Annotated in this window: 27 protein-coding genes and 1 pseudogene; 5 read left to right on the top strand and 23 right to left on the bottom strand. The window is 38.5% G+C overall.

Features of this window, described 5'->3' with window-relative positions; all coding sequences use genetic code 11:
- Nucleotides 1–105 precede the first annotated feature (105 nt).
- Both NSQ44_RS02690 and NSQ44_RS18940 read left to right on the top strand, forming a co-directional pair.
- Nucleotides 106–1,023, top strand: coding sequence for an endonuclease (locus tag NSQ44_RS02690; protein ID WP_327847943.1), 918 nt, complete (start codon nucleotides 106–108; stop codon nucleotides 1,021–1,023).
- A 135-nt stretch (nucleotides 1,024–1,158) separates the two neighbouring features.
- Nucleotides 1,159–1,735: pseudogene (locus NSQ44_RS18940) on the top strand (transposase family protein); the annotation flags it as partial.
- A gap of 31 nt (nucleotides 1,736–1,766) precedes the next feature.
- Here NSQ44_RS18940 and NSQ44_RS02680 read toward each other — a convergent pair.
- From NSQ44_RS02680 to NSQ44_RS02585, 20 genes are all read right to left on the bottom strand, one after another.
- Nucleotides 1,767–2,606, bottom strand: coding sequence for a hypothetical protein (locus NSQ44_RS02680; RefSeq protein ID WP_327847941.1), 840 nt, complete (start codon nucleotides 2,604–2,606; stop codon nucleotides 1,767–1,769).
- Nucleotides 2,594–2,950, bottom strand: a complete 357-nt coding sequence (locus NSQ44_RS02675) for a hypothetical protein (RefSeq protein ID WP_327847940.1) — start codon at nucleotides 2,948–2,950, stop codon at nucleotides 2,594–2,596. The genes NSQ44_RS02680 and NSQ44_RS02675 overlap by 13 nt, the downstream gene beginning before the upstream one ends.
- Nucleotides 2,951–3,133: 183 nt before the next feature.
- Nucleotides 3,134–3,361 (bottom strand): group II intron maturase-specific domain-containing protein, encoded by a 228-nt coding sequence (locus tag NSQ44_RS02670; protein WP_327847939.1) that lies wholly within the window; start codon nucleotides 3,359–3,361, stop codon nucleotides 3,134–3,136.
- Nucleotides 3,362–3,692: 331 nt separating this feature from the next.
- Nucleotides 3,693–3,857, bottom strand: a complete 165-nt coding sequence (locus NSQ44_RS02665; RefSeq protein WP_327847938.1) for a hypothetical protein — start codon at nucleotides 3,855–3,857, stop codon at nucleotides 3,693–3,695.
- 333 nt (nucleotides 3,858–4,190) lie between these two features.
- Entirely contained in the window at nucleotides 4,191–4,325 is a 135-nt protein-coding gene (locus tag NSQ44_RS02660) for a flagellin (protein WP_395994365.1), read from the bottom strand.
- A gap of 329 nt (nucleotides 4,326–4,654) precedes the next feature.
- Entirely contained in the window at nucleotides 4,655–5,383 is a 729-nt protein-coding gene (locus tag NSQ44_RS02655) for a flagellin N-terminal helical domain-containing protein (RefSeq protein ID WP_327847937.1), read from the bottom strand.
- Nucleotides 5,384–5,579: 196 nt separating this feature from the next.
- On the bottom strand, nucleotides 5,580–5,822 hold the full coding sequence (csrA, locus tag NSQ44_RS02650) for a carbon storage regulator CsrA (RefSeq protein WP_311066849.1): 243 nt from the start codon (nucleotides 5,820–5,822) through the stop codon (nucleotides 5,580–5,582).
- A gap of 4 nt (nucleotides 5,823–5,826) precedes the next feature.
- Nucleotides 5,827–6,261: a flagellar assembly protein FliW gene (gene fliW / locus NSQ44_RS02645; RefSeq protein ID WP_340854763.1), complete on the bottom strand. Its 435-nt coding sequence runs from the start codon at nucleotides 6,259–6,261 to the stop codon at nucleotides 5,827–5,829.
- Nucleotides 6,262–6,274: 13 nt separating this feature from the next.
- Nucleotides 6,275–6,976, bottom strand: a complete 702-nt coding sequence (locus NSQ44_RS02640) for a DUF6470 family protein (protein WP_340854762.1) — start codon at nucleotides 6,974–6,976, stop codon at nucleotides 6,275–6,277.
- A 186-nt stretch (nucleotides 6,977–7,162) separates the two neighbouring features.
- The gene (gene flgL, locus NSQ44_RS02635) at nucleotides 7,163–8,035 is read right to left on the bottom strand and encodes a flagellar hook-associated protein FlgL (protein WP_340854759.1); all 873 of its coding nucleotides are present in this window, start codon (nucleotides 8,033–8,035) and stop codon (nucleotides 7,163–7,165) included.
- A gap of 170 nt (nucleotides 8,036–8,205) precedes the next feature.
- The gene (flgK, locus tag NSQ44_RS02630; RefSeq protein WP_340854757.1) at nucleotides 8,206–9,711 is read right to left on the bottom strand and encodes a flagellar hook-associated protein FlgK; all 1,506 of its coding nucleotides are present in this window, start codon (nucleotides 9,709–9,711) and stop codon (nucleotides 8,206–8,208) included.
- 14 nt (nucleotides 9,712–9,725) lie between these two features.
- Nucleotides 9,726–10,205 carry a flagellar protein FlgN gene (locus tag NSQ44_RS02625; protein ID WP_066246862.1) on the bottom strand — a complete coding sequence of 160 codons (480 nt, stop codon included), beginning with the start codon at nucleotides 10,203–10,205 and terminating at the stop codon, nucleotides 9,726–9,728.
- A 240-nt stretch (nucleotides 10,206–10,445) separates the two neighbouring features.
- A complete protein-coding gene (gene flgM, locus NSQ44_RS02620; RefSeq protein WP_063386297.1) occupies nucleotides 10,446–10,715 on the bottom strand; it encodes a flagellar biosynthesis anti-sigma factor FlgM in 270 nt (89 codons plus the stop codon).
- A gap of 90 nt (nucleotides 10,716–10,805) precedes the next feature.
- Complete coding sequence (locus tag NSQ44_RS02615; protein WP_063386298.1) at nucleotides 10,806–11,228, bottom strand: TIGR03826 family flagellar region protein; 423 nt, start codon at nucleotides 11,226–11,228, stop codon at nucleotides 10,806–10,808.
- Nucleotides 11,229–11,293: 65 nt separating this feature from the next.
- On the bottom strand, nucleotides 11,294–11,983 hold the full coding sequence (locus tag NSQ44_RS02610) for a ComF family protein (protein WP_340854753.1): 690 nt from the start codon (nucleotides 11,981–11,983) through the stop codon (nucleotides 11,294–11,296).
- A gap of 8 nt (nucleotides 11,984–11,991) precedes the next feature.
- Nucleotides 11,992–12,267 carry a late competence development ComFB family protein gene (locus NSQ44_RS02605; RefSeq protein ID WP_063386299.1) on the bottom strand — a complete coding sequence of 92 codons (276 nt, stop codon included), beginning with the start codon at nucleotides 12,265–12,267 and terminating at the stop codon, nucleotides 11,992–11,994.
- Between the two features lie 138 nt (nucleotides 12,268–12,405).
- Nucleotides 12,406–13,782 (bottom strand): DEAD/DEAH box helicase, encoded by a 1,377-nt coding sequence (locus NSQ44_RS02600; protein WP_340854751.1) that lies wholly within the window; start codon nucleotides 13,780–13,782, stop codon nucleotides 12,406–12,408.
- Nucleotides 13,783–14,083: 301 nt separating this feature from the next.
- Nucleotides 14,084–14,923, bottom strand: coding sequence for a DegV family protein (locus NSQ44_RS02595; protein ID WP_340858088.1), 840 nt, complete (start codon nucleotides 14,921–14,923; stop codon nucleotides 14,084–14,086).
- Nucleotides 14,924–15,620: 697 nt separating this feature from the next.
- Nucleotides 15,621–16,298 carry a response regulator gene (locus NSQ44_RS02590; protein WP_063386301.1) on the bottom strand — a complete coding sequence of 226 codons (678 nt, stop codon included), beginning with the start codon at nucleotides 16,296–16,298 and terminating at the stop codon, nucleotides 15,621–15,623.
- Nucleotides 16,299–16,366: 68 nt separating this feature from the next.
- Nucleotides 16,367–17,524, bottom strand: a complete 1,158-nt coding sequence (locus tag NSQ44_RS02585; protein WP_340854749.1) for a sensor histidine kinase — start codon at nucleotides 17,522–17,524, stop codon at nucleotides 16,367–16,369.
- Between the two features lie 171 nt (nucleotides 17,525–17,695).
- Between NSQ44_RS02585 and NSQ44_RS02580 the strand changes: the two genes are divergently transcribed.
- Both NSQ44_RS02580 and NSQ44_RS02575 read left to right on the top strand, forming a co-directional pair.
- The gene (locus NSQ44_RS02580; protein WP_340854748.1) at nucleotides 17,696–18,328 is read left to right on the top strand and encodes a YigZ family protein; all 633 of its coding nucleotides are present in this window, start codon (nucleotides 17,696–17,698) and stop codon (nucleotides 18,326–18,328) included.
- A gap of 21 nt (nucleotides 18,329–18,349) precedes the next feature.
- Nucleotides 18,350–19,336, top strand: a complete 987-nt coding sequence (locus NSQ44_RS02575; protein WP_340854747.1) for an LCP family protein — start codon at nucleotides 18,350–18,352, stop codon at nucleotides 19,334–19,336.
- 249 nt (nucleotides 19,337–19,585) lie between these two features.
- Here NSQ44_RS02575 and NSQ44_RS02570 read toward each other — a convergent pair whose 3' ends face one another.
- Together NSQ44_RS02570 and NSQ44_RS02565 are read right to left on the bottom strand one after the other, a co-directional pair.
- The gene (locus NSQ44_RS02570) at nucleotides 19,586–20,671 is read right to left on the bottom strand and encodes an MraY family glycosyltransferase (RefSeq protein ID WP_327847927.1); all 1,086 of its coding nucleotides are present in this window, start codon (nucleotides 20,669–20,671) and stop codon (nucleotides 19,586–19,588) included.
- 108 nt (nucleotides 20,672–20,779) lie between these two features.
- Nucleotides 20,780–21,901 carry a glycosyltransferase family 4 protein gene (locus NSQ44_RS02565; RefSeq protein ID WP_340854744.1) on the bottom strand — a complete coding sequence of 374 codons (1,122 nt, stop codon included), beginning with the start codon at nucleotides 21,899–21,901 and terminating at the stop codon, nucleotides 20,780–20,782.
- Nucleotides 21,902–21,992: 91 nt separating this feature from the next.
- Between NSQ44_RS02565 and NSQ44_RS02560 the strand changes: the two genes are divergently transcribed.
- The gene (locus NSQ44_RS02560; RefSeq protein WP_340854742.1) at nucleotides 21,993–23,216 is read left to right on the top strand and encodes a glycosyltransferase family 4 protein; all 1,224 of its coding nucleotides are present in this window, start codon (nucleotides 21,993–21,995) and stop codon (nucleotides 23,214–23,216) included.
- Between the two features lie 13 nt (nucleotides 23,217–23,229).
- Here NSQ44_RS02560 and wecB read toward each other — a convergent pair whose 3' ends face one another.
- Entirely contained in the window at nucleotides 23,230–24,378 is a 1,149-nt protein-coding gene (gene wecB / locus NSQ44_RS02555) for a non-hydrolyzing UDP-N-acetylglucosamine 2-epimerase (protein ID WP_063386309.1), read from the bottom strand.
- Nucleotides 24,379–24,793 lie beyond the last annotated feature (415 nt).

The following is a 24,793-nucleotide window of genomic DNA, read 5'->3' as shown; positions in this document are numbered from 1 at the left end:
TATTTATGCATATATTTCTCAAAATCTTAGCAGTAAACTTTGGCAACTATTATCAATTTATGTTACAATATATACGAACATATGTTTTGTTTAAGGTGATTAAAAGTGAGCTCACAAAATAACTTTTTATCTCGTTTATGCGGAAAATTATTAGGTGATGGTTGTCTTACAAAACAAGAGGGACGAAAGCCTAGGTTTCAATTTGTCCATAATATCCATGATAAACAATGGGCTTGGCATTGCTTTCAATCTCTAAAAGAATATATTCCGTTAAATGAACCAAAGTATAAATTTGTAAAAGATAAAAGAATCAAAAGGGGCTTCACTGAATGTTACATTGTTCAATCAAAAACTGCAGAAAAAATTACGGAACTTGAAAAAATATGGTATAAAAATCGGATCAAACGGATTCCTTTTCCATTTTTGCATATGTATTTAAATGAGGAAGCGCTCGCATGGTGGTATCAAGATGACGGCTATTTAAAAACAGAAAATCATATTCCTAGAAAGATAGTTCTCTCAACAGATAATTTTAGAAATGAAGAAAACAAGCAGTTGATCAAGTTGCTGGAGTACAAATTTTCACTCGTTTTCTCTCTTGATAAGCAAAATCGTCTCGTATTGTATGATCAAGCACAAATTATTTATTTTCAACAGCTAATAAATCCTTATCTCCACCAATCAATGAACAGAAAAATTCTCCAAATACCTATTATTTATAAACATAATGGTGCAAAAAGAACGACTATTTATTTAACCGAAAACATTGATCTGAAAAGGCCTACAGATGAAATTAACAAACAATTAAATTTGCTACCTCAATTATATAAAATAATTGAAACAAGGGAGGGTTATTTATCCTTTTACCGCCAGCATGTTCATATATTTTTGGAAAATGCTCCACAAAAACCATATCAAATAAGGATTGAATCAAGACATTGGAAATATTTGCAGTTGGTCAAATCCAAAACTGGATGGAATATAAGTACAATAATTTTTCTATGCTTTTCTATCTCAAACTAAAAAAATCTAGTTAAAAATTCGCTTTTAAATTGTGATTCATCACCACTTTTTGTGATTTTGGCAAAAAAGAAGAAAACACTTACAAAAACCTGGCAATAATTTTAGCTACCACACAAACATAAGGAGGTTTTGTAAGTGCTTTCTATATCACTAGAATTGCCAGAATTTGAAGTGATTAAACAACTTTCTTTCTCCAATCAATATTTTGTTCATGTTCAAAAAAAGTGTCATGAGGAACGTTGTCCTTATTGTAGATGTATGACTTCTTATGTCCATGACAGGAGGACAAGAAAGGTTCGTAATCTTCCTATTCTCAATCATTCTGTGTATTTATTTGTGCTGGTCAAACGATATCAATGCCAAAATTGTCAATCGATATTCTCGGAGCCTTATGAGTCGATTCAACCTAATAAACACCAAACGAATAAGTATCGTGAATACTTGTTTGAATTATGTCAGGATACAACTATACAAGATGTAAGTCGAAAACAAGATTCCGTATTCGACCTTAGAGAGAATGTACTACTCGGTCGCTCAAGAAAAAGCTGCCCTTCATCAAAAACAAATTCATGAAGCTTTAGATAAGGATGAACTGGTTTTAAGTTTCGATGAGGTGTCTGTACGAAAAGGTCATCGATACGAAACCGTTTTGACAGAGGCGAAATTAGGCTGTATCATCGGAATGCATAAAGACCGAGATTGTGATTCCACGAAAAATCATCTTTTTCCATAAACTATCTAAATCAAAAAATTTTTAAATTCTCACAAATATTTTTCCCATTCGTTTCACAAATATTTTCCCCATTTTGCTTATCTATTTGCTTTAAGTTGTCCATAACTGCTGATTTCGGATGACAATAATGATTTCGGTCACTATAAGAAAGAATAATTTTTTCATAATTAAACTTTTCCCAATCATCTGGCTTAAGTTTACCACTGTTTCCACCATGGTGCGGAACGATCAATATTAATTTTTTATTTTCTTTGTCATGAACATTTGTTGATAAAATATATTGATAAAGCTTATGATATTGTTGATCACCAGTAAAAAGAATATCTACATTATTCCCTTTAACAAATAGGACAATACTATCTAAGTTTCGTGATGAAATTTTCTTTGATCTAGATCTATATAATTTCAAATATTGTGAATCGTAAATACAATTTAGTTCTACCTCTTTACTTGATTTATGAAAACCGGAAATACGAAAAAATTTTATATGATGCTGCTCAATATAATTTACCACCATTCTGGCAGTGTTCGTATGCGGTATGAACTCCGGCGCAATAATTCCCGCTATCTTTTGACAAGTTTCATTTTGAAAAAACAGTAACGATTGATAATGGTCTACATCCCAATGACTAATTATGATAAAAATCACATCATCTTCCTTAATGGCAATCTTTTCAATTAAATTTTGTTTATCTGATAATCTATAATATTTATCAGCTCCAATATCAAAAAATATCCTATTATTTCCAACACGTACCTCATTCCAATTTCCGTGTCCCACATCCCATACAATTAATTTAGCTTCTTCACTCCAAGAAATTTGTGAAAAAAAATCTTTCAAATCTTCCATTCTTTATACACCCTATATTGTACAAAATCCACTTCTTGTTCACTTATGTATTTCGCCGATATACGAAATAAAAGGAATCTATCTTTAGAATGAAAGTTAAATTTTTTTAAGTCATATTTGAAATTTCCCCAAAATTCTTCAGGTAGTTCATACCATTTTCCTTCTCTCGGACATTTTTGCTTAACCCATTTCACATTTTCCAATTCTATTAAACTTCGACTATCTTCTTCATTCCACGGAACGGAAAAACCACGAGATTCCCACCATTCCCTTAAATCATCCAATGAATATACGTCAAAGATTACTAACCCATTGTCATTTTTAGATTCACAATAGACTAGCACATAACCACTCCCGAAAATGTTAAATCACAGTTTTCTTTATTCAACAAGTAGAATAGAAAACTGTTTTCAAAGGGACAGCCTATGCTGTCTCTTTTGCTCTCAGCTTCCCCTCATCAAACCGTACGTGAGGTTTTCCCTCATACGGTTTTCCGACGTTCTTCTTCCTTTGGCTTTCGTTCTTGTCTAACTTGCTAATTTCACTAATAAGCCTTGCGTTAATTTTATAACTTCTTTCATTCTCGCATGTTTCTTCCTTTGGGTCTTCTTCTTATTCCAGTACAGAGTAAGTCTTTCTAATACATTCCAGTCCACTTTATTTAGCCACTTCTTGGCGATGGCCGAAATACTGTAGTAATTCTTAAATCCTTGTAAAATTCGATTGAGCCCTTTCACCAGTTCTTTGATGTCCATAAATCGCTTGTTCCTTGGACTCGTATATTCCTTAATCTTCATTTTCATCTTCTTGGCTTTCTTACTTGGAATGTGAGGCATGACATAAACTTTCGAGCCACCCTTGTTCATCACAGGAAATTTCCGATGGTGTAGATCTAGAAAGTCAAATCCGTTTGTGTCGTCCCATAGGTTGACCAGTTTGGATCTCTGTGTTGATTTCAAGGTCGAGTTTCTTCATGATGGCTTTTAGTACTTGAATGCTCTCCAGCGCCTCGTTTTTCGTGCGACACATGATCACGAAATCATCTGCGTATCGCACCAGTTCTCCTAAGTGTAGGAACTTCTTCTTTCATATCGTGTCCATATAATGCAGGTAGCTGTTCGCTAAAAGAGGCGAAATGACTCCGCCCTGCGGGGTACCCTTTTCGGTGTTATGAAACTGTCCATCTTCCATTACCCCCGCTTTCAGCCATTTCCGAATCAGTTTCAACACTCGGCGGTCACTGATTCTCATTTCCACTAACTTCATCAGTTTTTCTTGATTGATGTTGTCAAATTACCCTTTTAATATCCACATCTACTACCCAGTATTGCTTCCTACACAGTTTTCGAATCCTTGCGATGGCTTGATGAGCATTTCTTTTCGGTCTAAACCCATATGAACAGTCTTGGAAGTCTGCTTCAAAGATGGGTTCCATGACCATTTTCGTTGCCATCTGTACAACTCGGTCTTTTACCGTTGGAATTCGGGTTGGACTTGCACCAACTAGCAGATAACAGCTTAGCTGAGTACGCTGAATATAAAAGAGACTCTAGAAAACTAGAGCCTCTCTTAAGTAATAGAAAATTAACGAAGCAATTGTAATACGCCTTGTGGAAGTTGATTTGCTTGAGCCAGCATCGCTTGCGCTGCTTGAGAAAGGATGTTGTTCTTCGTGAATTCCATCATTTCTTTCGCCATCGTGCGAACATTTGCTTTCACAAATGACTAGACTATCTCTTCACCCTCAGCTTTACCTGTTAGGGGCCGGGCACTTCGGATTGATACAGGACGATGGAAGAATCCTGCACATCCTACGGACTTCATCGCCATAGCATTCGCCTTAGGCGGTATGTCCTAGTCGTTGAACCTTCTCCACTCTTTCGAGACAGGAGCTTGGCTGCTCGGTTGCCCAATCCTTTGGCTTTTCAAGCCATCACGCTTGCCGTTTCCAGCTTCGTTGTGGCACCAAAGGCTCTAAGGGGTTTCCAGCAATTCACCCGGTGATACTCCCAGCCGTTTCCAGCTAGGACGACTGTGCTTGTCGCCGATTAAGCGGCTAAAGCATAATCTACGTCGCGGATACGAGATTCAGCAGCAGTTAAGTTTTCAGCAGAAGCACCTAAGTTGTTGATAGTATGCTCTAAGCGGTTTTGCATTGCACCAAGTTTTGCACGTTCTGAAGAAACTTTATTAATTGCATTATCAATAGTGGTGATTGCAGCATCTGCACCAGATTGAGTATCAATTTTTAAACCGCTAACCCCTATTCCACTAGCTTTCATGTTAGCAATTGTTAGTTCTACATTTTGCCCAGAATTTGCACCAATATGGAAAATCAGTCCATTACCTGAACCTGACAATGTACCATCCAACAAATTTTTAGTGTTGAATTGAGTTGTATTAGCAATGCGATCAATTTCTTCAATTAATTGATCTACTTCTTTTTGAAGTTCGGCACGGTCTGTATCTGTATTTGTATCGTTTGCTGATTGCACAGCTAATTCACGCATACGTTGAAGGATGGAATGAGTTTCGTTTAAAGCTCCTTCAGCTGTTTGGATTAAAGAAATGCCGTCTTGTGCGTTTTTAGATGCCATTTCCAGTCCGCGGATTTGCCCGCGCATTTTTTCAGAGATCGCAAGACCTGCTGCATCGTCGCCAGCGCGGTTGATGCGGTAGCCGGAAGAAAGTTTTTCAAGGTTTTTTGCAGTTTGTGTGTTGTTAAATGAAAGTTGGCGGTAAGTGTTTAACGCCGAGATGTTGTGGTTAATTCTCATGATTTTTTCCTCCTTGAATTGTTGTTTTCCACTTCCATGTGGTATGTAAAGAGCAGCGTCGGCCGCCGCTGCCCTTTACATGTTTTATATCGGATTGTTTTTTTGATGTTTAATAGGCTGAAAAGAAAAAATGGGACTTTTTTAATAGAAAAATAAAATGGTTGAACATCCTTGTTTGATTACGGTTTTTACAGCTTCAGACCTCAGGTTTATTTTTGTTGAGCTTTTCTTGAAAATGTTTTAACAGGTCAAGGTCGGTGCGGGAAGCCGCGCTGTTTTCTGTTTGAATGGCGTCATATATTTCCTTTCGGTGGATGTCGATTTGTTTTGGAGCTTTAATGCCGAGTTTGACTTGATCGCCTTCGATGGCGGTGATGGTAATTTCAATGTTGTCGCCGATAATGATGGATTCGTTCAGCTTTCTTGTTAAAATGAGCACGGCTTCACACCTCCTTCTGTTCCATAAGTGGATGCTTTGTTTTATAAGTAGTGCCTGTTAAAATTACTTGCTTGGCCCTTTTGTTTTTTTGATTGATGATGACCGGAGCAAGCAGATTGGCGGTTGTGTTTTCGAACGGCTCTTCTACCGTCAAAATCACATAGACAGCGACATCTTGTTCCGACTCGATTTCCAGCTGCTCAATCGTCGCATCGTCTAAGTCGATAGCATAGTCTTTGAAAAATAAAAAAGGAATAGTCATGACAAAAGCAAGTTCCTTTGTGTTGATCGATTGCAAAATAAAAAATGGCGATTCGGCGCCAAATGGCAAAAGCACAAATCGCTTTTCATCTAAAAATCCCGGAATGCCCGATGGAAATTGGATGATGCTGTCGCTTGCAGCTTCTATTTCACCATGATATTTTGTCTTTAGTCTCATGCTCTCACAACCTTTATATGTTCATTTCAAAGTTTGGTCCTTTAAAGGTGAGGTTGGCAAAGTCGATTTTTAACTTTTGGTATTGGGCGATTTTTATATCGACTCTGCCACGGTCGTAGTGAATGACCGGCTTATTGGGAATGGCACGAAATTCGGCTTTTTTTAAATGCCAATTAATGTCAAGGTTTCCTGGTTCGTAATCAAATTTCACACTGAACAATGATGGAATCCAGCCGACATTCACTTCATACATCGGGGATTCGCTGTTTTCTTTCGCTTGATCAGCCAGCGGGCTGCCGCCGTTTTCAATTTTCATCAGTTCATCTCCTTGCTCTGCGCGGCGGGCAATACCTTCAAGCCAAGCTTGATAGCTTTCCTCAGCTATTTTTTCAATGAAGCGGAACGTGTCAGCTAAATTTCGGTCTTCCCACGCTTTCGTTTGATCGATTGTCAATTTTCCAGGTGTGCGGTTGATTTCCATCGCTATTTTCGCCGGCTGTAAATCGATATCCGCTTTCGGCTGTTTGATCGACTGCTTTCCAGGAGTAGTGTTGATCGCAATTTTCGCCATTTGGCTTTCCATTCTAATTTGCGGCAGGAGCATTCCTCTCACCTCGACTGACAACAAAAGTTTTAAAGCAGAAAAGAAATTCTCTTCGAAGAAACAAAAATTCAACAGACAATAATAAGCAAGTGCTTCAACTATCCTATGCAAGAAGTTCCTTCAAGGGGGCTCTTGTCAAAAATATGAATGACTCACAAGACTATACCGTTCTAATCAACGAAAAGTGAAATTTCTTCAGTAAACTATGTACCTCTTTTAGCAGTCGGAAAACATGGAACAAAAGCAAGGCATACGATGAACAAAAAGGACCTTTATGCAGGTCCTTTCGCTCTCACATTATCGCAAAAAATCAACTAAGTTTGGCTGAATGATGCGGGCGCTGACAGCAAGCGCTGCTCTGTGCGCGCTTTCTTGCTCTTTCAAGTCGATGATGACCCGTTCGATGTCGGCATCTTCATTGTCTGACAAAATTTTTGTAGAGATTACTTCCTGTTGACCGATGCGGTTTTCCATCTGCTCGATCCGGTTGTAACGGGCACCAAGCTCAGCCCGTTCTGCACTGAGAGCATCAATATGGTCATCAAGCTGGCCGAGCAGGGTGTCCAAGTTCGTTGTGTCGTTGTTTTCCAAAGCATTTTGAATGTCTTGAATTGTATCAAACAATGCTTGGTTAAAGACATTGTCAGGCGTTATATTCACTTGGATTTGAATGTTTTTTGAAAGCTCGATTTTAAACGGTTCATTGTTGTTATTAACGACAGGCGGGTCGCCGCTGACAGGCGCTGAGTCTGTTTTCGTTCCATTAAAAATATAGCGGCCGGCCACTTGTGTGTTGGCGACAGCAACAAGGTCGTCTTTAATTTGTTTCAATTCGCGGGCAACCGCATCACGTTCGTCTTCCGAATTTGTACCGTTTTTTGCCCGAATCAAAAGCTCACGTATTCGTTGCAGCCCTTGGTTGGCCTGTTCTAATCCCGCTTCAGAATTTTCGATCCAAAGGTAAGCCTCTGATAAATTTCGTTTATATTGTTCAACTTCCTTTAAGTTAGTCCGATAGTACAATCCTTTCATTGCTACAACGGGATCTTGGGACGGGCGGTTGATTTTTTTTCCTGTCAACATCTGATCTTGATATTTTCCCAGCAGCTCATAGCTTTTACTTAAATGGCGGAGTGAATTTTGCGCAAGCATCGATTGAGTGACACGCATATGCTGCACCTCTCTTTCATTAAATAAATTTTTTGTATGAATTCATAACGTGCAAATAGTACATTTCTTATATGATTTGCACTTCATCGCCTTATTTCATTTCATACATTCTAAACCCGACAATTTTTGCTTTCATTTTCCACTATGGTTATTCAACAGTCAATTTTACTTTATCTCCCGACCAGTCCCATGCCGTTTATGATTCGGTCTAAAATTTCATCCTGCAAAGTGATCATTCTTGCTGCGGCGTTGTACATATGCTGGAATTGGATCATGTTTGTCATTTCTTCGTCTAATGAAACGGAGCTGACGGATTTGCGGCGTTGTTCAACAGATGAAACTAAGGTTTCTGAATTTTCCTTCATCCGCTCCGCTTCTTGTGTCATAACAGCCATTTCGCCGATAACAGCTTCAAAATAACTTTGAAACGAAGTATTTTTTACTTCTGCAAGCTTCAGCGCATTTTGGCCGTCGCCGATTTCTCCTGTAGCAGAAGCTGCAATTCGATCGCGATTCATATCATCCGATACTTTAATGGCAGCCGCAGCGCCTTTAGGAGAGCTTAAACCTCCGAGATCAAAGAAATCGCGCTGTGTTTGAACACCGTTGTTTATGTCCTCAAGGCTCCATCCGTTTCTGTGGACAGTGTTAAATGCGTTCGCAAAATCATATGCCATTTGATCTAAATCTGACATCATGCTAGGATAGATGCCGCGTTCAATCGTGCTGCCTATGTTCGTATAGCCGTGCGCCTCGATTAAGCCTTTTAAACTTCCATTGATGTTTAAATTTTCAACAAAATCGTCTGCCCCTATCATTCTTCCACCAACAGAAATAGATTCGATGAGACCGTTCGACTTGGATTCATTGAGGCTAAATTGTCTTACTTTGTATCTATTTCCGTCGACAAGGGTGATTGGCGGTTCGAAGCCAGCGAGCTCGACAGTTACTTTTCCTTCGGCTACTTTCAAAGCGTTGCCTCCGCTTTCAACCGGCGTCACTTTAATATCAATATACGAAGAAAGCTCATCCAATAATCGATCGCGCTCATCATACAAATCGTTTGGCAAATAACCATTCGGTTCTACTTCGCCGATTTGTTTGTTAATTTGGTTGATTTGCTCAAGCAAAGAGTTGATTTTCGTTGTTGCGACATCGAGTTCGTTGCGTAAATCTTTCTGATTATGCTTTAATGATTCCGCCAAATAATTGAACGTTTCTGTAACAGCTCTTCCGCGCTCAAGGACAACAGAGCGGGCACCGAGGTTGGAAGGATTGGCCGCCAAATCTTGCAACGATTGCCAAAAGCTATCCATGGTTTCGTTCAAGCCTGTCTCGTTTAGCTCGTTCATCACATCTTCCATTCTCGATAATGCGTTGAATCTAGAGCTCCAGTAGCCAAGCTTAGAATTTTCGCCGCGATATTGTACATCAAGATAGCGGTCGCGGATCCGCTGCACTGTTTGTGTATCCACCCCTGTTCCAAACTGCCCAGGGATATCAGCTCGAAAACGGCCTGGTGTCGGATACGCTTGCTTTTGCACAAGGTTTACCCTCTGCCGCGAATATCCAGGTGTCTCGGCATTTGCTACATTATGTCCAATTGTATATAAAGCGCTTTGTGCGGCATACAATCCGCTTCTAGCCGCTTCCAGTCCAAAAAATGTTGATACCATTGCGAATTCCCCCGTTAAATTTTTGAATCAAACCATGAACGCCGTTTCGATTGCTTCGATTCTTGATTCGGATTCGTGTAATTCGGCGATGCTTCCTCCGGCATGAAAAGATCAAGCGTTAAATTCACAACCTGCAATGCTTGCAATGCCAGTTGTTGATTGACAAAATTCGCGTTTTTCAAATTAGCCAATACGTTTGTCAATTTTTCTTTTAGATTTATCAACCGTTCTTTATCCTCATTTTCCGCTTTTTCAATACAGGCGGAAATCGTTAAATCGTCTTCTCTTTCTAAAAAGCAAGCCGCTGCTTTGATCCGTTCCTTTTCAGCATTTTCAAGCTGCATTACATATTTCTGCTCTTCCTTTAAAAGCTGCATTAATTGATTAACATCATCTTTTTTCAGCAAATCCGTTTTTTTTACTGCCAAGTTATACAATTGTTCATGAATGATTAACTGCTTTTCTAAAACGTTAATTAAATTGGCAAGAGACACGAAAACGTCCTCCCCGCAAAATTCAATACAATCATATTTACCGGGCTTCGTTCCGAACATTGACAAGATGATCCAAAGCCGGACATGAAAAATAATTTTTTGTTGTAAAGATGAAGATGCTAAAAATGCAGAAATGTACAATATAGTTGCCCAGCACATTTTCATTCTGTTCCAAATCAAAAATCGAAACAGGCTGCTTCGTACGCAACCAAATCAAAAACCGAAACGGATTGGCGCAATTTATTCTTCATTTTTTTTCTTATAAAATTGGATCATGCTTTTCGCGATCAGGTCTGGGGCGATTTTGTAAGTCCCGCTTTCAATTTCTTTTTTTATCGCCTGCACTTTTTCTTGGCGCTGAAGATCAAAACCGCTCGTCTGCTGAAGCTGTTTTGCCTGCTTGGATATTTCCACTCTATCTTTTTGGACTTCCACTTTCATCTGCTTGCTGGCATCCATTTGCTTTTGATAAGGATTAACGTTTGATGACCGATAGCTGTGAATCTTCATGGACACCGCCTCCTTTCCTGCTCTAATGGAACGATTGTTTCAGCTGGAAATCTATCTCTATATTCATTATCGGATCGATAGAGGGATTTGTTAACGTTTTTCATTATTTTTCGGTTGGATAGCGTAGTATGTTTGCATCTTCTCTTTCTCCTCCTGAAACTGCTCTTCTCTTTCCATTTGCTCAATTTGAGACTGTATTTCCTTTTTGCAAGAAACACAAAGTTTTCCCTCGCGAATAAATTTGCCGCACCGTGAACAAGGATAACCAAGGTTCGGGAAGTTCGCCAGTTGAATGCGTCCTTGATGAATAAACTTCAGTATTAAGTCCTCTTCCACTCCTGTTTTTTCCACAACTTCAGTAATGGTCGATCTGCGGTTTTCCTTTTTTCTCAAAAAGTTATATACTGTTTCAAATGCCTTTTCTTCCTCTTGGTAGCAAGCATCACATATTGAACGAAGCCGCGTTTTGACAAACAAGGAACCACATTTTGGGCAGTTTGCTAATTCCCCCATAAAAATCCACCTTTCAAAAATCTTCCTATTATTATTATTTTATATCGGAAAAACGGATTTGTCATTTAGCTGCGGACAAGCGTAAATGATTCGACACTTTTCGCACCAGCGTTCATCAGCTGCTTTGCAGCTTGGCGTACCGTTGCGCCTGTTGTGTAAATGTCATCGATGATAACAATATGTTGACCATGTACTTGTTTTGGATCTGTTACCGTAAACATATTTTTCGTCTTCATTCGGTCGATCCGTGATTTTTTTGATTGTTTTGCTGCATCTGTTTTGCGCAAAGGCTCAATAATCGGAAGCTGAAGGAGCTGGGCCAATAATTTTGCTTGATTAAACCCGCGTTCCAAAAGCCTTTCTTCACCTAATGGGATGGGAACGAGAATCATCGATTTGTCGAAGTGATGGCGAAATGCTTTCACAAAAGGTTCGGAAAACATCTGCGCCAATATCGCATCCCCGCGGAATTTAAACCTAGCAAGCACTTCTTTCATAAATTCATTATATTGAAAAACAGAGCGGTTTTTCTTTATCACTCCATGATAGTCAGGATGTTTTTCCCAAGCCGCGCAATCAGTACAATACTCGGCTTTTTCGCTTTGCCTCCCGCACATTGGACAAATGGGGCCTGATATAACGTTTAGCTTGCTGGAGCATTCTTCGCATAAAACAGGGTCTTTTTCGAGGAAAAAAAGCCGCCTCCAAGTCAAGCGGACATCTATACTTTTAAAACAATAAAGACATCTTCTCATAATTCGCATCAAGCCTTTCTATTGTCACATCGTGGGTTTTCTGAAACAATTCTTGCGCATTCTGCCAGGCTGACAAGAAGAGATGTCATTTGCTGCCGATCAAAAAATTCCGCTCTTACATATGTAATTTTATCTTCACTCGTTACATAACGGGGCTGAACTCTATTTAACACTAGAGCTAAAACATCATTGCGGCAAGTTGGGCACGTGCATTCCATATGAAATTGGTCAATATATTCATCTAGCAATTCTTCCATAATTTTTTCCAGAGCGTTTACTATCATGTCCTCACCCCAAATATATGATCTCTAATCTGTATTATATTGGATCATACTGGAAAAAGGAATTTCTTTTTTCATCCAAAATTGAAAAGATCTTTCCAACTTTACACATTCTGTATCGTTTCCTTCATTTTCTAAATACTAACACTTTAACAAATCTTCCTTTGCCGCTTCCCGATTCATAGCAAGAATATGGTGTTTCGCTGCAATCATTTCATTTGTTTTGCCATAATGGAAAAAGATAACGGAGCCTGTTGGATTGTTCATGCTCCGTCCAACACGGCCGGATATTTGAACAAGGGCACTTTCTGTAAAAATGGTTTCTTCTGCTCCTAAAACAGCTGCATCAGTTCCAGGAACTGTTACACCCCTTTCCAAAATGGTAGTTGTGACAATGATCGGAATCCGGCCATTTCGAAATGCCCGAACCTTTTCTTTCCTTTGGGGATCTTCGGCATGTACTCCTTCAACCGCTGAATTCAATTTTTTTAGTAACGGAACGACATCATGAAGCACTTTGATTTCCGGTACAAATAGAAAAGCTTGTCTTTCCTTTTGCATTTGTTCGGCTGCCCATGTGATGATATTTTTCGGCAGCTTTCCTTTCTCCAATCTTTTTTTCCAATTGCCGCACCATTTGAATTCAGGAACAGGTAGGGGATAACCATGGTATCGAGCAGGGATTTTCACAATTTCGGAAGGCTTAAAATGCTGCTTAATTGATGAGGAGGGAGTCGCAGTTAAATAAATAAGGGAGCTGTTTCGTTTGCGTGCTTTTTCAACCGCAAATTGCAAAGCATAATCTACAGAATATGGAAAAGCATCCACTTCGTCAAGAATCACCACGTCAAAGGCTTCTTTATACCGAAGAAGCTGATGAGTCGTTGAAATAGTAATTGGGCTCAGCTTCAAACGATCTTCGCTTCCTCCGTAAAGCACTGCCACATCGATGCTCGGAAAAACGTTTTTCAAACGCGGTCCAAGCTCCAAAACAACATCCGTACGCGGTGCAGCAATGCAAACAAATAGCCCTTTCTGCAAAGCTGTGTTTATGCCGGCAAACAGCACCTCTGTTTTTCCTGCTCCGCAAACTGCCCAAATGAGACAGTCTGTACGCTGCAAAACGGACTCCGCGATCCGGTCAGATGCTCTTTTTTGCGCCGGAGACAGCTCGCCATCCCATTGCAAAAAGTTTGTTTGATCCGATTGAATCGAATGTTTTTCCTCCTTATCTCGTCTTGGAAAACTAACAAGCTTTGAACATTCACTTACTCGCCCCATCATGATACAGTTCCGGCAATAATGACAAAACTTTCCGCACCTTGCACAGTCAAAGCCTGCAAATAAAAAGGGCTGATCATTTCCACATCGATTGCAATAAAAAAAACCGGATTTTTTCACAACACCTTGTTCTATTTCAACGAAGGGGGCATTTTGAACGGCATCCATTGAAAACGGGAGCTCATTTGAAAGGAGATGTCTTCCGAGAAGATGTTTTTGGAGATCATGATCATGCATATAAAACCTCCGTTTGTACATACCATATTGTTTCTTACTATTATTTTTTACCTTATATTTTCTGAAAAATCAATATATTTAATCAATTGCTCTTATTGCTTTTCGTCCGAATGAAAGATGCTAGATGAATCATTTATATCCTTCATTTCTGTAAAAAATAAAAGGTGCTTTTTGCACCTTCAGATGGTCAGACACCGTTCCATTTTTTGGTGAATCGCACCTTTTCTCGTTTTGAAGGGGAAGTTCTTTTAAGAGGATGGATACAGCCATTTATCACAATGGGTTTAACGTTTTCTTGCAATTACTTTTTATACCAGCAGAGACCCATAGCTCCCTCACCTAGATGAGTTCCAATGACAGCGCCAAAATAGCTGATAATAAATTCAGAATTTGGATATTTACTTTCGAGCTCCTCTTTCATTTTTTTGGCATCCTCCGGTCTGTTGGCATGAATGACAGCCGCCCGCACCGGATGTTTGCTTGCAGCTTCGTCAAATAATTGATAGATACGTTGGATTGCTTTTTTGCGCGTACGAATTTTTTCATACGGCACGATCACTTTATCAACAAAATGAAGAAGAGGCTTCAGTTGCAGCAGGTTCCCTATTAAAGCTTGAGAACCGGTTAATCGTCCGCCGCGCTGAAGATGAGAAAGATCGTCCACCATAAAATAAGCATCCATTGATTTTTTAATTTCATCAAGGCGAGCGATGATCTCTTCCGTTTTTTTCCCTTCCTTTGCCATTTTCGCTGCTTCAATTGCATAGAATCCCTGAGCCATACAGCTTATTTCCGAATCGTAAGGATATACCTTAATGCTGTCTACCATTTGACCTGCTGTGACAGCACCATTGTAAGTGCCGCTGATACCGCTTGAAAGATGAATGCTGATGACTGCATCATATTCTTTCGATAAGCTTTCAAACAACTCGACAAATTCACCAACTGGCGGCTGAGAAGTTGTAGGCAGCTCTTTCTGGCGCTTTATTTCTTCCCAAAAACTCTCTGCTGTCATATCTATCTCTTCACGATAAGACTCGTCTCCAAAAATAACGCTAAGAGGAATCATATGTATGCCATGCCTCTTTCGAACTTCTTCAGGAATGTAAGCAGTACTATCTGTTACAATCGCAATTTGCATCATGTTTTTCCTTTCCTTTTAATAATTTCATTCTCTCCTTTATAAGACTATTTTATAAAAAAAGCAAGCTTTTATCATTAACTTTGGCGGATTTCCATGAAACTGCAAGAGGATGAAAAATTTTTTAGCTGCTTCAAAGTCTTTATACTGCCATTTATGCGGATTTCGTTTTGTCGATCGGCTCATTACGATTTTCGTTGAGGTTATTCTTATGAGGTCTACACCTTTTTAAAGGATTTTTGAGCAGCTTAAACGGAGCTTTTATGTGGATTTCAATTGCGGTTACCAATTTTGCTGCATTTTTTCTTGTTTCTGAGCAAACCGGCCTCTTCCCAGCGACTGTTGTTATTTGAAGAGACCGTTATGCTTCCTGTTGATACATTTTCACCTAAGTTGATTCTGCAAAACCGGAACGTTGAATGTAATGCTTCCTATGATTCATTTTCGCCGCTTCTGATTAAAAACAACATTTCTCTGGTCAGGATCCGAATAGATTGACAAGTTGCCAAATGATATTATGTTTCCAGCCGTAATGAAGAAATGCAATTGAATTCATTTATCATCACTGGACAATCAGCCAAGTCGGAAAAAACAATATAGATACACCGGGCAAAATTGGTATTTAGAAATCAATCTCACTTTCACGGTTTGTCGGTTCAAGTCGTTCAAAATTAATCGCCATGGAAAATATGTAACTTTACTTAACTTCCACCCAGCCGTTTTTAATGGCAAGAACTACAGCTTGTGTTCGATCGTTGCAATTTAATTTTTGCAAAATGTTACTGACATGGTTTTTTACCGTTTTTTCGCTAATGAACAGCGTTTCACCGATTCTTCTATTGCTTTTTCCATCAGCAAGCATTTGCAAAACTTCACACTCACGTCGGGTTAAAATATGAAGAGGGCGCCGGACTGTAGCTGGAATTTGTCCATTATTGGCTGATGACAGACGGCGGAACTCATTGACTAGATTGTGAGTTACTTTTGGATGTAAATAGCTTCCTCCCTCTGCCACGATTTTAACTGCTTCTACTAAAGTGTCAGCATCCATTTCCTTCAATAAATATCCTCTCGCTCCGGTCTTCAAAGCATGTATCACATAATTTTCATCATCGTGGATCGATAATATAATAACCTTCGTATCCGGATATGAATTAACCAGCTGCTTAGTAGCTTCAACGCCATTTACACCAGGCATATTAATATCCATAATGACAACATCCGGCATATAGCTTTCAACAACTGTTAAAGCTTCACTGCCGTCATAAGCTTCCGCAACCACTTCAAAATTAGGCTCAAAATCAAGAATGCGTTTTATACCTTCCCGAAACAGAGCATGGTCATCTATTATGACAATTTTAACTTGATTATTCATTTACAATCCTCCCCATTATTATTTTTTCAGTGATGTATGCATGAAGTCAATCAGACCATTTCTCTATTTCATAGATTAGTAGGCAATTGAATAATAATGAACGTTCCTTTTCCGGGTGCAGAATGGACTGCCATTTTCCCATTCAACAGCTCCACCCGTTCTTTCATTCCCATTAAACCGAATGACTCCTTTTTTTCTTTAAACACTTTCTTGATATCAAAGCCTTTGCCGTCGTCTTTTATTGCAACATTTACTTGGTTTGGACGGACTTCAAATTTAACGTCAATTTGCTTTGCTTCCGCATGCTTCAAAGCGTTCGTTACAGATTCTTGAACTAACCGGAACAAGGCCACTTCAAATTTCGGCGGGAGCCGTTTTTCTTCCACATCACTGATGTTTTGAAAATTGATTTTTATGTCTTTTTCATATTCTTGAATAGTAGAAAGGTACTTTCTAAGTGTTGGAATGAGACCTAAATCATCCAAAGCCATAGGTCTTAAGTCGTATATAATGCGCCGAACCTCAGTTAACGCATTTCTCACCATTATTTTCAAACTTTGAACTTCCTGAAACCCTTCTGCAGTCCCTTTTTCCCGAAAAACTCGTTCAATCAGATCAGAGCGCATCAAAACATTGGCAAGCATTTGAGCTGGTCCGTCATGTATTTCACGTGACACCCGTTTCCGTTCTTCTTCCTGCGCTTCTATAATTCTTAAGCCAAAGGCTTGTTTTTTCTTTGCATCTTCCAGCAAATCGCCAACCTGCCGCAAATCTTGGTTTAAATATTGCAGCACAACAGTAATTTGACCTACTATGACCTCTGCTCGTTCAATCATTTCTTTTAATGATAAAAGCCGGAGGTCCAATTCATCCCGCCGTTTTCTTAATTGTTTTTCTTTTTCTTGGAGCATGGCCAGTTCAATTTGAATATTTTGCGCTTTTTCATAGGCATTCAAAATATCTTGTTCTGAAAACTTGTTGAAGTTGCGGCTGACTTCCACGAGGCGCTGCCGTGCGATTTTCGATTGAATCGTCAGCTTATCGGTTTGCTTTATCACCTCACTTACTTGCTCTTTCACTTCTTCCAATTCTTTTACTATTTTCTCATACTCTGTGCGGGATTTTTCACCGATTTCAAAAATTTGATCTTTGCTCGATTGGACGGTTTCGATCATTTTATTTAAAATATCGTCTATTATAGCAGAATCTAATTTTTTGGAGTTCACAGCCTTTTCCTCCATTTTAAAAAAGTTGTTACAAAAACTTTATCAGTTCATAATTGAAGTAAAAATTTTGTCGTTTTATAATATTCTAATGTGAGTGTTTTTTTATAAAAAAGTCGATTTTTGTCAAAAAAAGTTATGCCGTTTTGTTTCTTCTGCGGAGGTGATACACAATTGCTTTCCTCCTATTATACCGTAGCTGGCTTTGGAGAGCATGAAATCGTGATTCAAAAATCACGATTTATCTGCTATATTAATCGTGCCAAAACTGAGAAAGAAGCTCAAGAGTTTATTAATACAATCAAAAAAAAACATTGGGATGCCACACATAACTGCTCCGCATATTTAATTGGAGAGCATGACCAAATTCAAAAAGCGAACGACGACGGAGAGCCAAGCGGAACAGCAGGAGTGCCGATGCTTGAAGTGTTGAAAAAGAAACAACTAAAAGACACTGTCGTTGTTGTCACCCGTTACTTCGGCGGGATTAAACTCGGCGCCGGCGGGCTGATCCGTGCATACGGAAAAGCTGTTTCAGAAGCCATTGACCACGTTGGCATCATCGAACGCAAGCTAATGAAAATTATTCGCACTACGTTTGATTACAGCTTTCTCGGCAAAATCGAAAACGAATTGCGCTCGTCTGTCTATAAGCTGAAAGACATCTACTATACCGATCATGTGGAAGTTGAAACATATGTAGAGGAAGGCCAGGTTCAAAGCTTCAAAGACTGGATGACCGATCTCACCAATGGGAAATGTGTGATCCAGGAGGGGGATTTCGTTTATTTGGAGGAGAAAATCTAATTTTTTTATGGAGGAAATTATATGAAAAGTCAACAATTGAAAAAAACACGAAAGAGAAAAAAGAGAAAATTATTTAAACGAATTGTGCAGCTTTTTATTTTAATTTTGTTAGTGTTTGCCGGCTACACAGGATATACGTTTTGGAAAGTTTATAATTCCGCTTATGACGATTTGGATCGGGTGAAATCAAAACTGCGCGATGAGGAGGTTACGATATCGAATGACCCTGTTTCCATTTTGATTATGGGTGTTGAAGACTACTCCAGCGGCGGCAAAGGCGGGCGGTCGGACACTTTAATGGTTGCCACGTTTAATCCAAAAGATGAAACGATGAAACTGTTAAGTATTCCAAGGGATACAAGAGTTTATATAAAAGAAAAGGATAAGAAAACAAAAATTAACCATGCATATTCCTACGGTGGAAAAGAGTTGACAATCGAAACAGTCGAAGACTTTTTAAACATTCCTATTGACTATTATGTGACAGTCAATTTTGAAGGATTTAAAAATATTATAGATATTCTCGGCGGAATTGAAGTCGATGTCCCATTTGACTTTAAACAAAACAGTGACGACAGAGTCGCAGAGAAGCTTGAATTTAAAGAAGGACCGATGACTTTGGACGGTCGTCATGCTCTTGCCTACGCAAGAATGCGGCTTGAAGATCCGCGCGGAGACCTCGGAAGAAATGAAAGACAGCAGCAGGTCGTAATGGCAGTAATTGATAAACTTTCCTCTATCGGAACTATTACGAAAATTGATAAATTAACAGATGAAATCGGCGATAACGTAGAAACAAATATGAAAGTAGCCGAGTTGCTAGCTTTTTACAAAAAATATTCAGATTTTAATTCTTCCAAAATCGAGCAAGTAAAACTAGAAGGCACACCAGAATATATAAATGGCGTTTCCTATTATATCGTAGACGATGAATCCCTTGCGGAGGTACAACATGATCTGCAAGATCACCTAAATTTTCAATTGAATAATAGGGCTTCCCTCGAATAAATAAAAAAAAGGGACGTCCGAGAAGTCTTAAATAAAGCCAGTGGAAAAAATGAGCTGTTTTTTCCACCGGCTTTTGTAATTTTTTCGATTTTTTGCTGAAAACAGTCGCCGACTATTTTAAGATGTCGGATAACTGCCATAAATCCCAAACTCGACATAGATATTGCCGAGCCGCGCAAACGTATAAGACAGATTTCCCTAAAGGAAAAAGCTGTCAATCTTTTGACAGCTTTTTCTATTTGGCAAAGGTTATGAATTATCTTTTTGCGGTTTATTTAAAGAAAATATTTTTTTCAACATATTAAGAAAAGGTTTTTGATTTTCTCCGATTAACCCAACTATCTCAGCACCGATTTGAATTATAATAATCAGCACAATCATAATGATCAACGATGCCCATAATGTCGCATGAGTAAAGAGAATCGCTGAAACGCCGAAGCATGCGCTTATTAAATAAATGATTAGCACCGATGTCCGATGACTAAATCCTAAATCAACTAAGCAATAATGCAGATGATGTTTATCAGCCATTGTAATGCTTTGCTTGTTCAAAATTCTTCTAATGATCGCAAAAATAGTATCAAATAATGGGATGGCCAGCACAATAATCGGAATGACAAAACTGAACAGTGCAACATTTTTAAACAATCCTAACATCGAAATGATCGCGACCGAATAGCCTAAAAACATTGCGCCCGTATCGCCCATAAATATTTTGGCAGGATAAAAATTATGGACAAGAAATCCTAACGTGCTGCCGATGAGAATGACAGACAGAGCAACAACAACTAAACGGCCATCCATAAATCCCATAATCATAATGCTTGTCAAGGCAATCGCTGTGACTCCTGCCGCAAGACCATCTAATCCATCTATCAAGTTAATGGCATTCGTAACGCCGACAATCCACAAAATTGTCAAAGGATAGCTAAGATATTCTTCTATGTAAACCGTTCCAACAAACGGCAATGTTACTTTATCAATCAAAAGCCCTGATGTCACGACAACGAATGCAGCCAACAATTGCCCGCATAATTTCTGTTTCGGTGTCAAAGTAAAAATATCGTCTAAAATGCCAGTAATTAAAACTATAGTAGCCCCTAAAATAATTTTTAACATGTGAGGATCATCCGGCTGCAAGTACAGAAAACCGATCACCACTGCAAAAAAAATGGCGAGCCCGCCTAAACGGGGCATAACTTTTGTGTGAACTTTTCTTCCTTCTGGATAATCCACTGCATTTATTTTTAAAGCCAATTTTTTTACAAAAGGTGTAAGCAATGCCGCCATTACGAATGTTAAAATAAAGGCTATTATATATTGGGAATAATTCATATAATCCCCCACTCATCGCAAGAAGTATTCACTTCTTTCATCATAGCAGAAATGGCGAAACTTTCAACAATATTATTTTTAAATTTTTATAACTATTTTATGACTCATTTATTTTTGAAACGATTGGTAAAAATCAAGCAGTTTATTCCCTTCACTTTTCCAATTAAAGCTTTTTAAAAATTCGTTTCTCCCTCTTTCCCTCATTTGATTTAACTGGTCCTGACCGCATTGCAAAAAGAACAGAATGGCATCCGCTATTTCTTTCGGATTTTCAGGGTCGACCGCTCTGCCGCTTCCTGCTTTTTTCAGCACCCGATCATAATGCGGAAAATTTGATGCAATCGGAATAACACCGCCTGCTAAATATTCGAAAATTTTATTAGGCAAACAAACAAGATGATTCGGAACAGGCAAATAAGGAATAATCCCTATCGATGCCTTTTCTAAATATGTTTGGATTTGCTCATAAGAAACTTTCCCAGCAAATTGAATTTGGCTCTCAAGTCCATATTGACGGATTTTATCTTTTATTTCTTTCTCAAAAGATTCTGCTTCAAACCCGCCGACAAACAGCAGCTTTGCATCCATTTTTTCAGAAACGATCTTGAATGCCTTAATTAATTCCCGAATGCCTCTTATAGGTGTAATCCCGCCTAAATATAAAATAAGTTTTGGATCCTTTTGATTGATGCTGAGTTGTTCAAACATTTCAAGCAAAGGGTAGTTTTCAATTTTGCAGCTTTTATATTTTTTATATCTTTCCCCTACTTCATCTGTTGTATAGATAACCCCGGAAATAAACTGCAAAGAAATTTTCTCAATAATCTCATATGCGATCCGAACAGGAATTTTTACCCATTTTTTTAAATATTTTTTGCTCATAATCGCATTCGGATAATGCTCATGAACATCAAAAATTACAATTTTACGTGTTATAAGCCTTAACAAAACCCCTACAGGGAGCAATTCCGGATCATGAAAATGATAAACATCTGCGTTCGTTTTTATTGCTTTTTTTATAATAGAAAATGTATGTAAAAAACGTTTCCATTCTTTCTTCGGTTTATCAATCGGAATCAGTTGTATATTATCATGTTCAATTATTTTTTCCGGTTTTGGAGCAATCAGCGTAACCTCGTAGCCGGCTTTTTGCAGCGTTTTGCACTGTTTATGATAAATTCTTCCATCATAAGCATGATGGACTGTTGTTAACACGCACACTTTTGTCATATTCTCCAACCTCTTTATGCATTGTCATTTTCATAATTTTACTTTACACTATTAGATTAGCGAATTCTATTTTCATATAGAGGGAATTAACATGAAAATCATTTACATTACACAGCATTTTCCACCTGAAATAGGCGCTGCGCCTGCTAGAGCATACGATTTAAGTTATTATTTAGGAAAATTAGGACATAACGTTACTATTATAACAGCCTTCCCTAATCATGAAACGAATTTTGGCATTTTTAAAAAAGAAACGATGGATCATGTAAATGTTTACCGTATGTTTCGGATGAAAGATACGAAACAAAGCGCATTGCGGCGTTTAATGAATTATTTTTCTTTTACTTTTTCAAGCTTTATTGGAGGGATTTTTGTTCAAAAGCCTGACATCGTTTACGCTACTACGCCACAGCTTTTTCAAACTTTTTCCGGATGGCTTTTAAGCAAATGGCACAGAGCCAAATTTGTTTTGGAGGTCCGCGATTTATGGGTGGATTTTGCTGAGATTCTTGGCCAATTCAAAAATAAAAAACTTTTAAACCTTGCACGGAAGTTGGAAAAATTTTTATATAAAAAGGCTGATCTCATTGTCGTTGTGACCAATGGATATAAAGACAGATTAGTATCCGAAGGAATTCCGGAAGAAAAAATTATTGTCATTCCTAACGGCGTCAATCCTGCTTTGCTTAATGACACTTATGCTAATTATAAAGATATAAAAACAGAGTACAATCTTCAAAACAAACGAGTGATATTATATTCAGGGAATATCGGCTCAGCCCAAGGACTGGAAACCGTTATTCAGGCGGCAATCAAGCTTAAAGACAATTCTGATTATATATTTTTATTCATCGGTGAAGGGGTCGAAAAAAAACGGTTAAAAGAGTTAGCTGAACAAAATCAGTTATCAAACGTTCGATTTATCGATCAAATTCCGAAAGATGAGCTTATTTCCTATTACAAAGCAGCAGATATCGGTATTGTTAGTTTAAAAAAGCATCCTCTTTTCTCTATTACGATCCCATCGAAAATGTTCGATTACCTTTCCATGTCCATTCCTGTTTTAATCGGTGTTGATGGAGAGGCGAGACAAATTATTGAAAAATTAAATGGCGGTTTCTTCTTTGAACCTGAAAATGCAGACGACTTTATCCGTGCTCTATTCAACGCCTTTGAAAATGAGGCGGAATTAAAACGAATGCGGAAAAATTTGAAAGAACGGCTGCTAGCACACTACAATCGAGAAATGTTCGCAAAAAAACTATCAGATCATATTGAATTACTTCATAAAAAGAAAGAAAGAGGGAATACTTAAAATTCCCTCTTTCTTAATATGGTTGGAAAGATTGTGGTCTTTCTTCTCTTTTGCCAAAATGATATAAAATGGCCTCTACTATGCGCTTAGAAGCATTTCCATCTCCATATGGGTTCGACGCTTTCGCCATTCGTTCATACTCCTCTTTATTTGTAAGCAGCTCTTTGGCCATTTTGTAGATGGTCTCTTCGTCCGTCCCCGCTAATTTCAATGTACCCGCTTCAATACCTTCAGGTCTTTCTGTCGTATCTCTTAACACAAGAACAGGTTTCCCTAATGAAGGCGCCTCTTCTTGTACTCCGCCGGAATCGGTTAAAATAATGTGCGAACGGGCAGCGAAATTATGGAAATCAAATACATCAAGCGGTTCAATAAGATGAATCCGATCGTCGTCTCCTAAAATTTCATTCGCTACCTCACGAACAGCAGGATTTAAATGAACCGGATACACAACTTGTACATCATTATGCTCTTGAACAATTCTTTTAATAGCTCTAAACATGTTGCGCATTGGTTCACCCAGATTTTCCCTCCGGTGGGCAGTTAGCAAAATCATCCGATCCGAACCGATTTTATCGAGAATATCGTTTTGATAAGAATCTTTAATAGTTGTTTTTAAAGCATCGATCGCTGTATTTCCAGTAACAAAAATGGAATCTTCGTTTTTATTTTCTTGAAGAAGGTTTTGTTTTGACTTTGTCGTCGGTGCAAAATGCAAATCCGCAATGATACCTGTTATTTGTCGGTTTATTTCCTCTGGGAATGGAGAATATTTATTCCATGTTCTCAGCCCAGCCTCTACATGTCCGACAGCAATTTGATTATAAAAAGCCGCAAGACTGGCAACAAATGTTGTTGTCGTATCTCCATGTACCAACACAATATCAGGCTTGACATCTTTCATAATTTGATCAAGCCCCTCAAGTGCTCTCACCGTAACGCCTGTCAATGTTTGTCGATCCTTCATAATATTGAGGTCATGATCAGGCTTAATTTCAAACAGTTCAAGAACTTGGTCCAGCATTTGCCGATGCTGAGCTGTTACCGTCACAATCGATTCTATTTCGTCCGAATATTTTTTTAGCTCCAACACTAACGGAGCCATTTTAATCGCCTCAGGTCTTGTACCAAATATGGTCATTACCCTAATCTTTCGATCCATTCTGACGTCTCCTTTTTCGTTAATATGCACCAATTACTAAATTATCATAACCACAATCATTGTACAAACGAATTTCATATTTTTCACCAAATTGCTAGAAACTGTCCAATAAGTTCCTAAAATGAAACAAATGGAGAAAACTTGCTGCTTTTCTCCACTTGTTTTGTATACTTTCGATTTTTGTTTAAAGCAGCTTGGCGGATGACTGTTACTTCACTATGTTGTGAACCAATTCCGCAATTCTAAACTCGATTTGTACCTTGGTGAGTTCCCGCAAAAGTTCTTCGGAACGACCGATTGTCCTTAATGCAACCGCATTACGAACTAATGATACTTGGAACCTGTCACGATCTATTCTGCCCTTCTCCTTCTGCTATAAAAAATTGTAGCACATACCTTGACCGTGGTCTGTGCT

This window comes from Aeribacillus sp. FSL M8-0254, assembly GCF_038008845.1.
Lineage (GTDB): Bacteria > Bacillota > Bacilli > Bacillales > Aeribacillaceae > Aeribacillus > Aeribacillus composti.
Note: the sequence above shows the minus strand (reverse complement) of the source record. Positions and strands in the feature narration are given on the sequence as shown.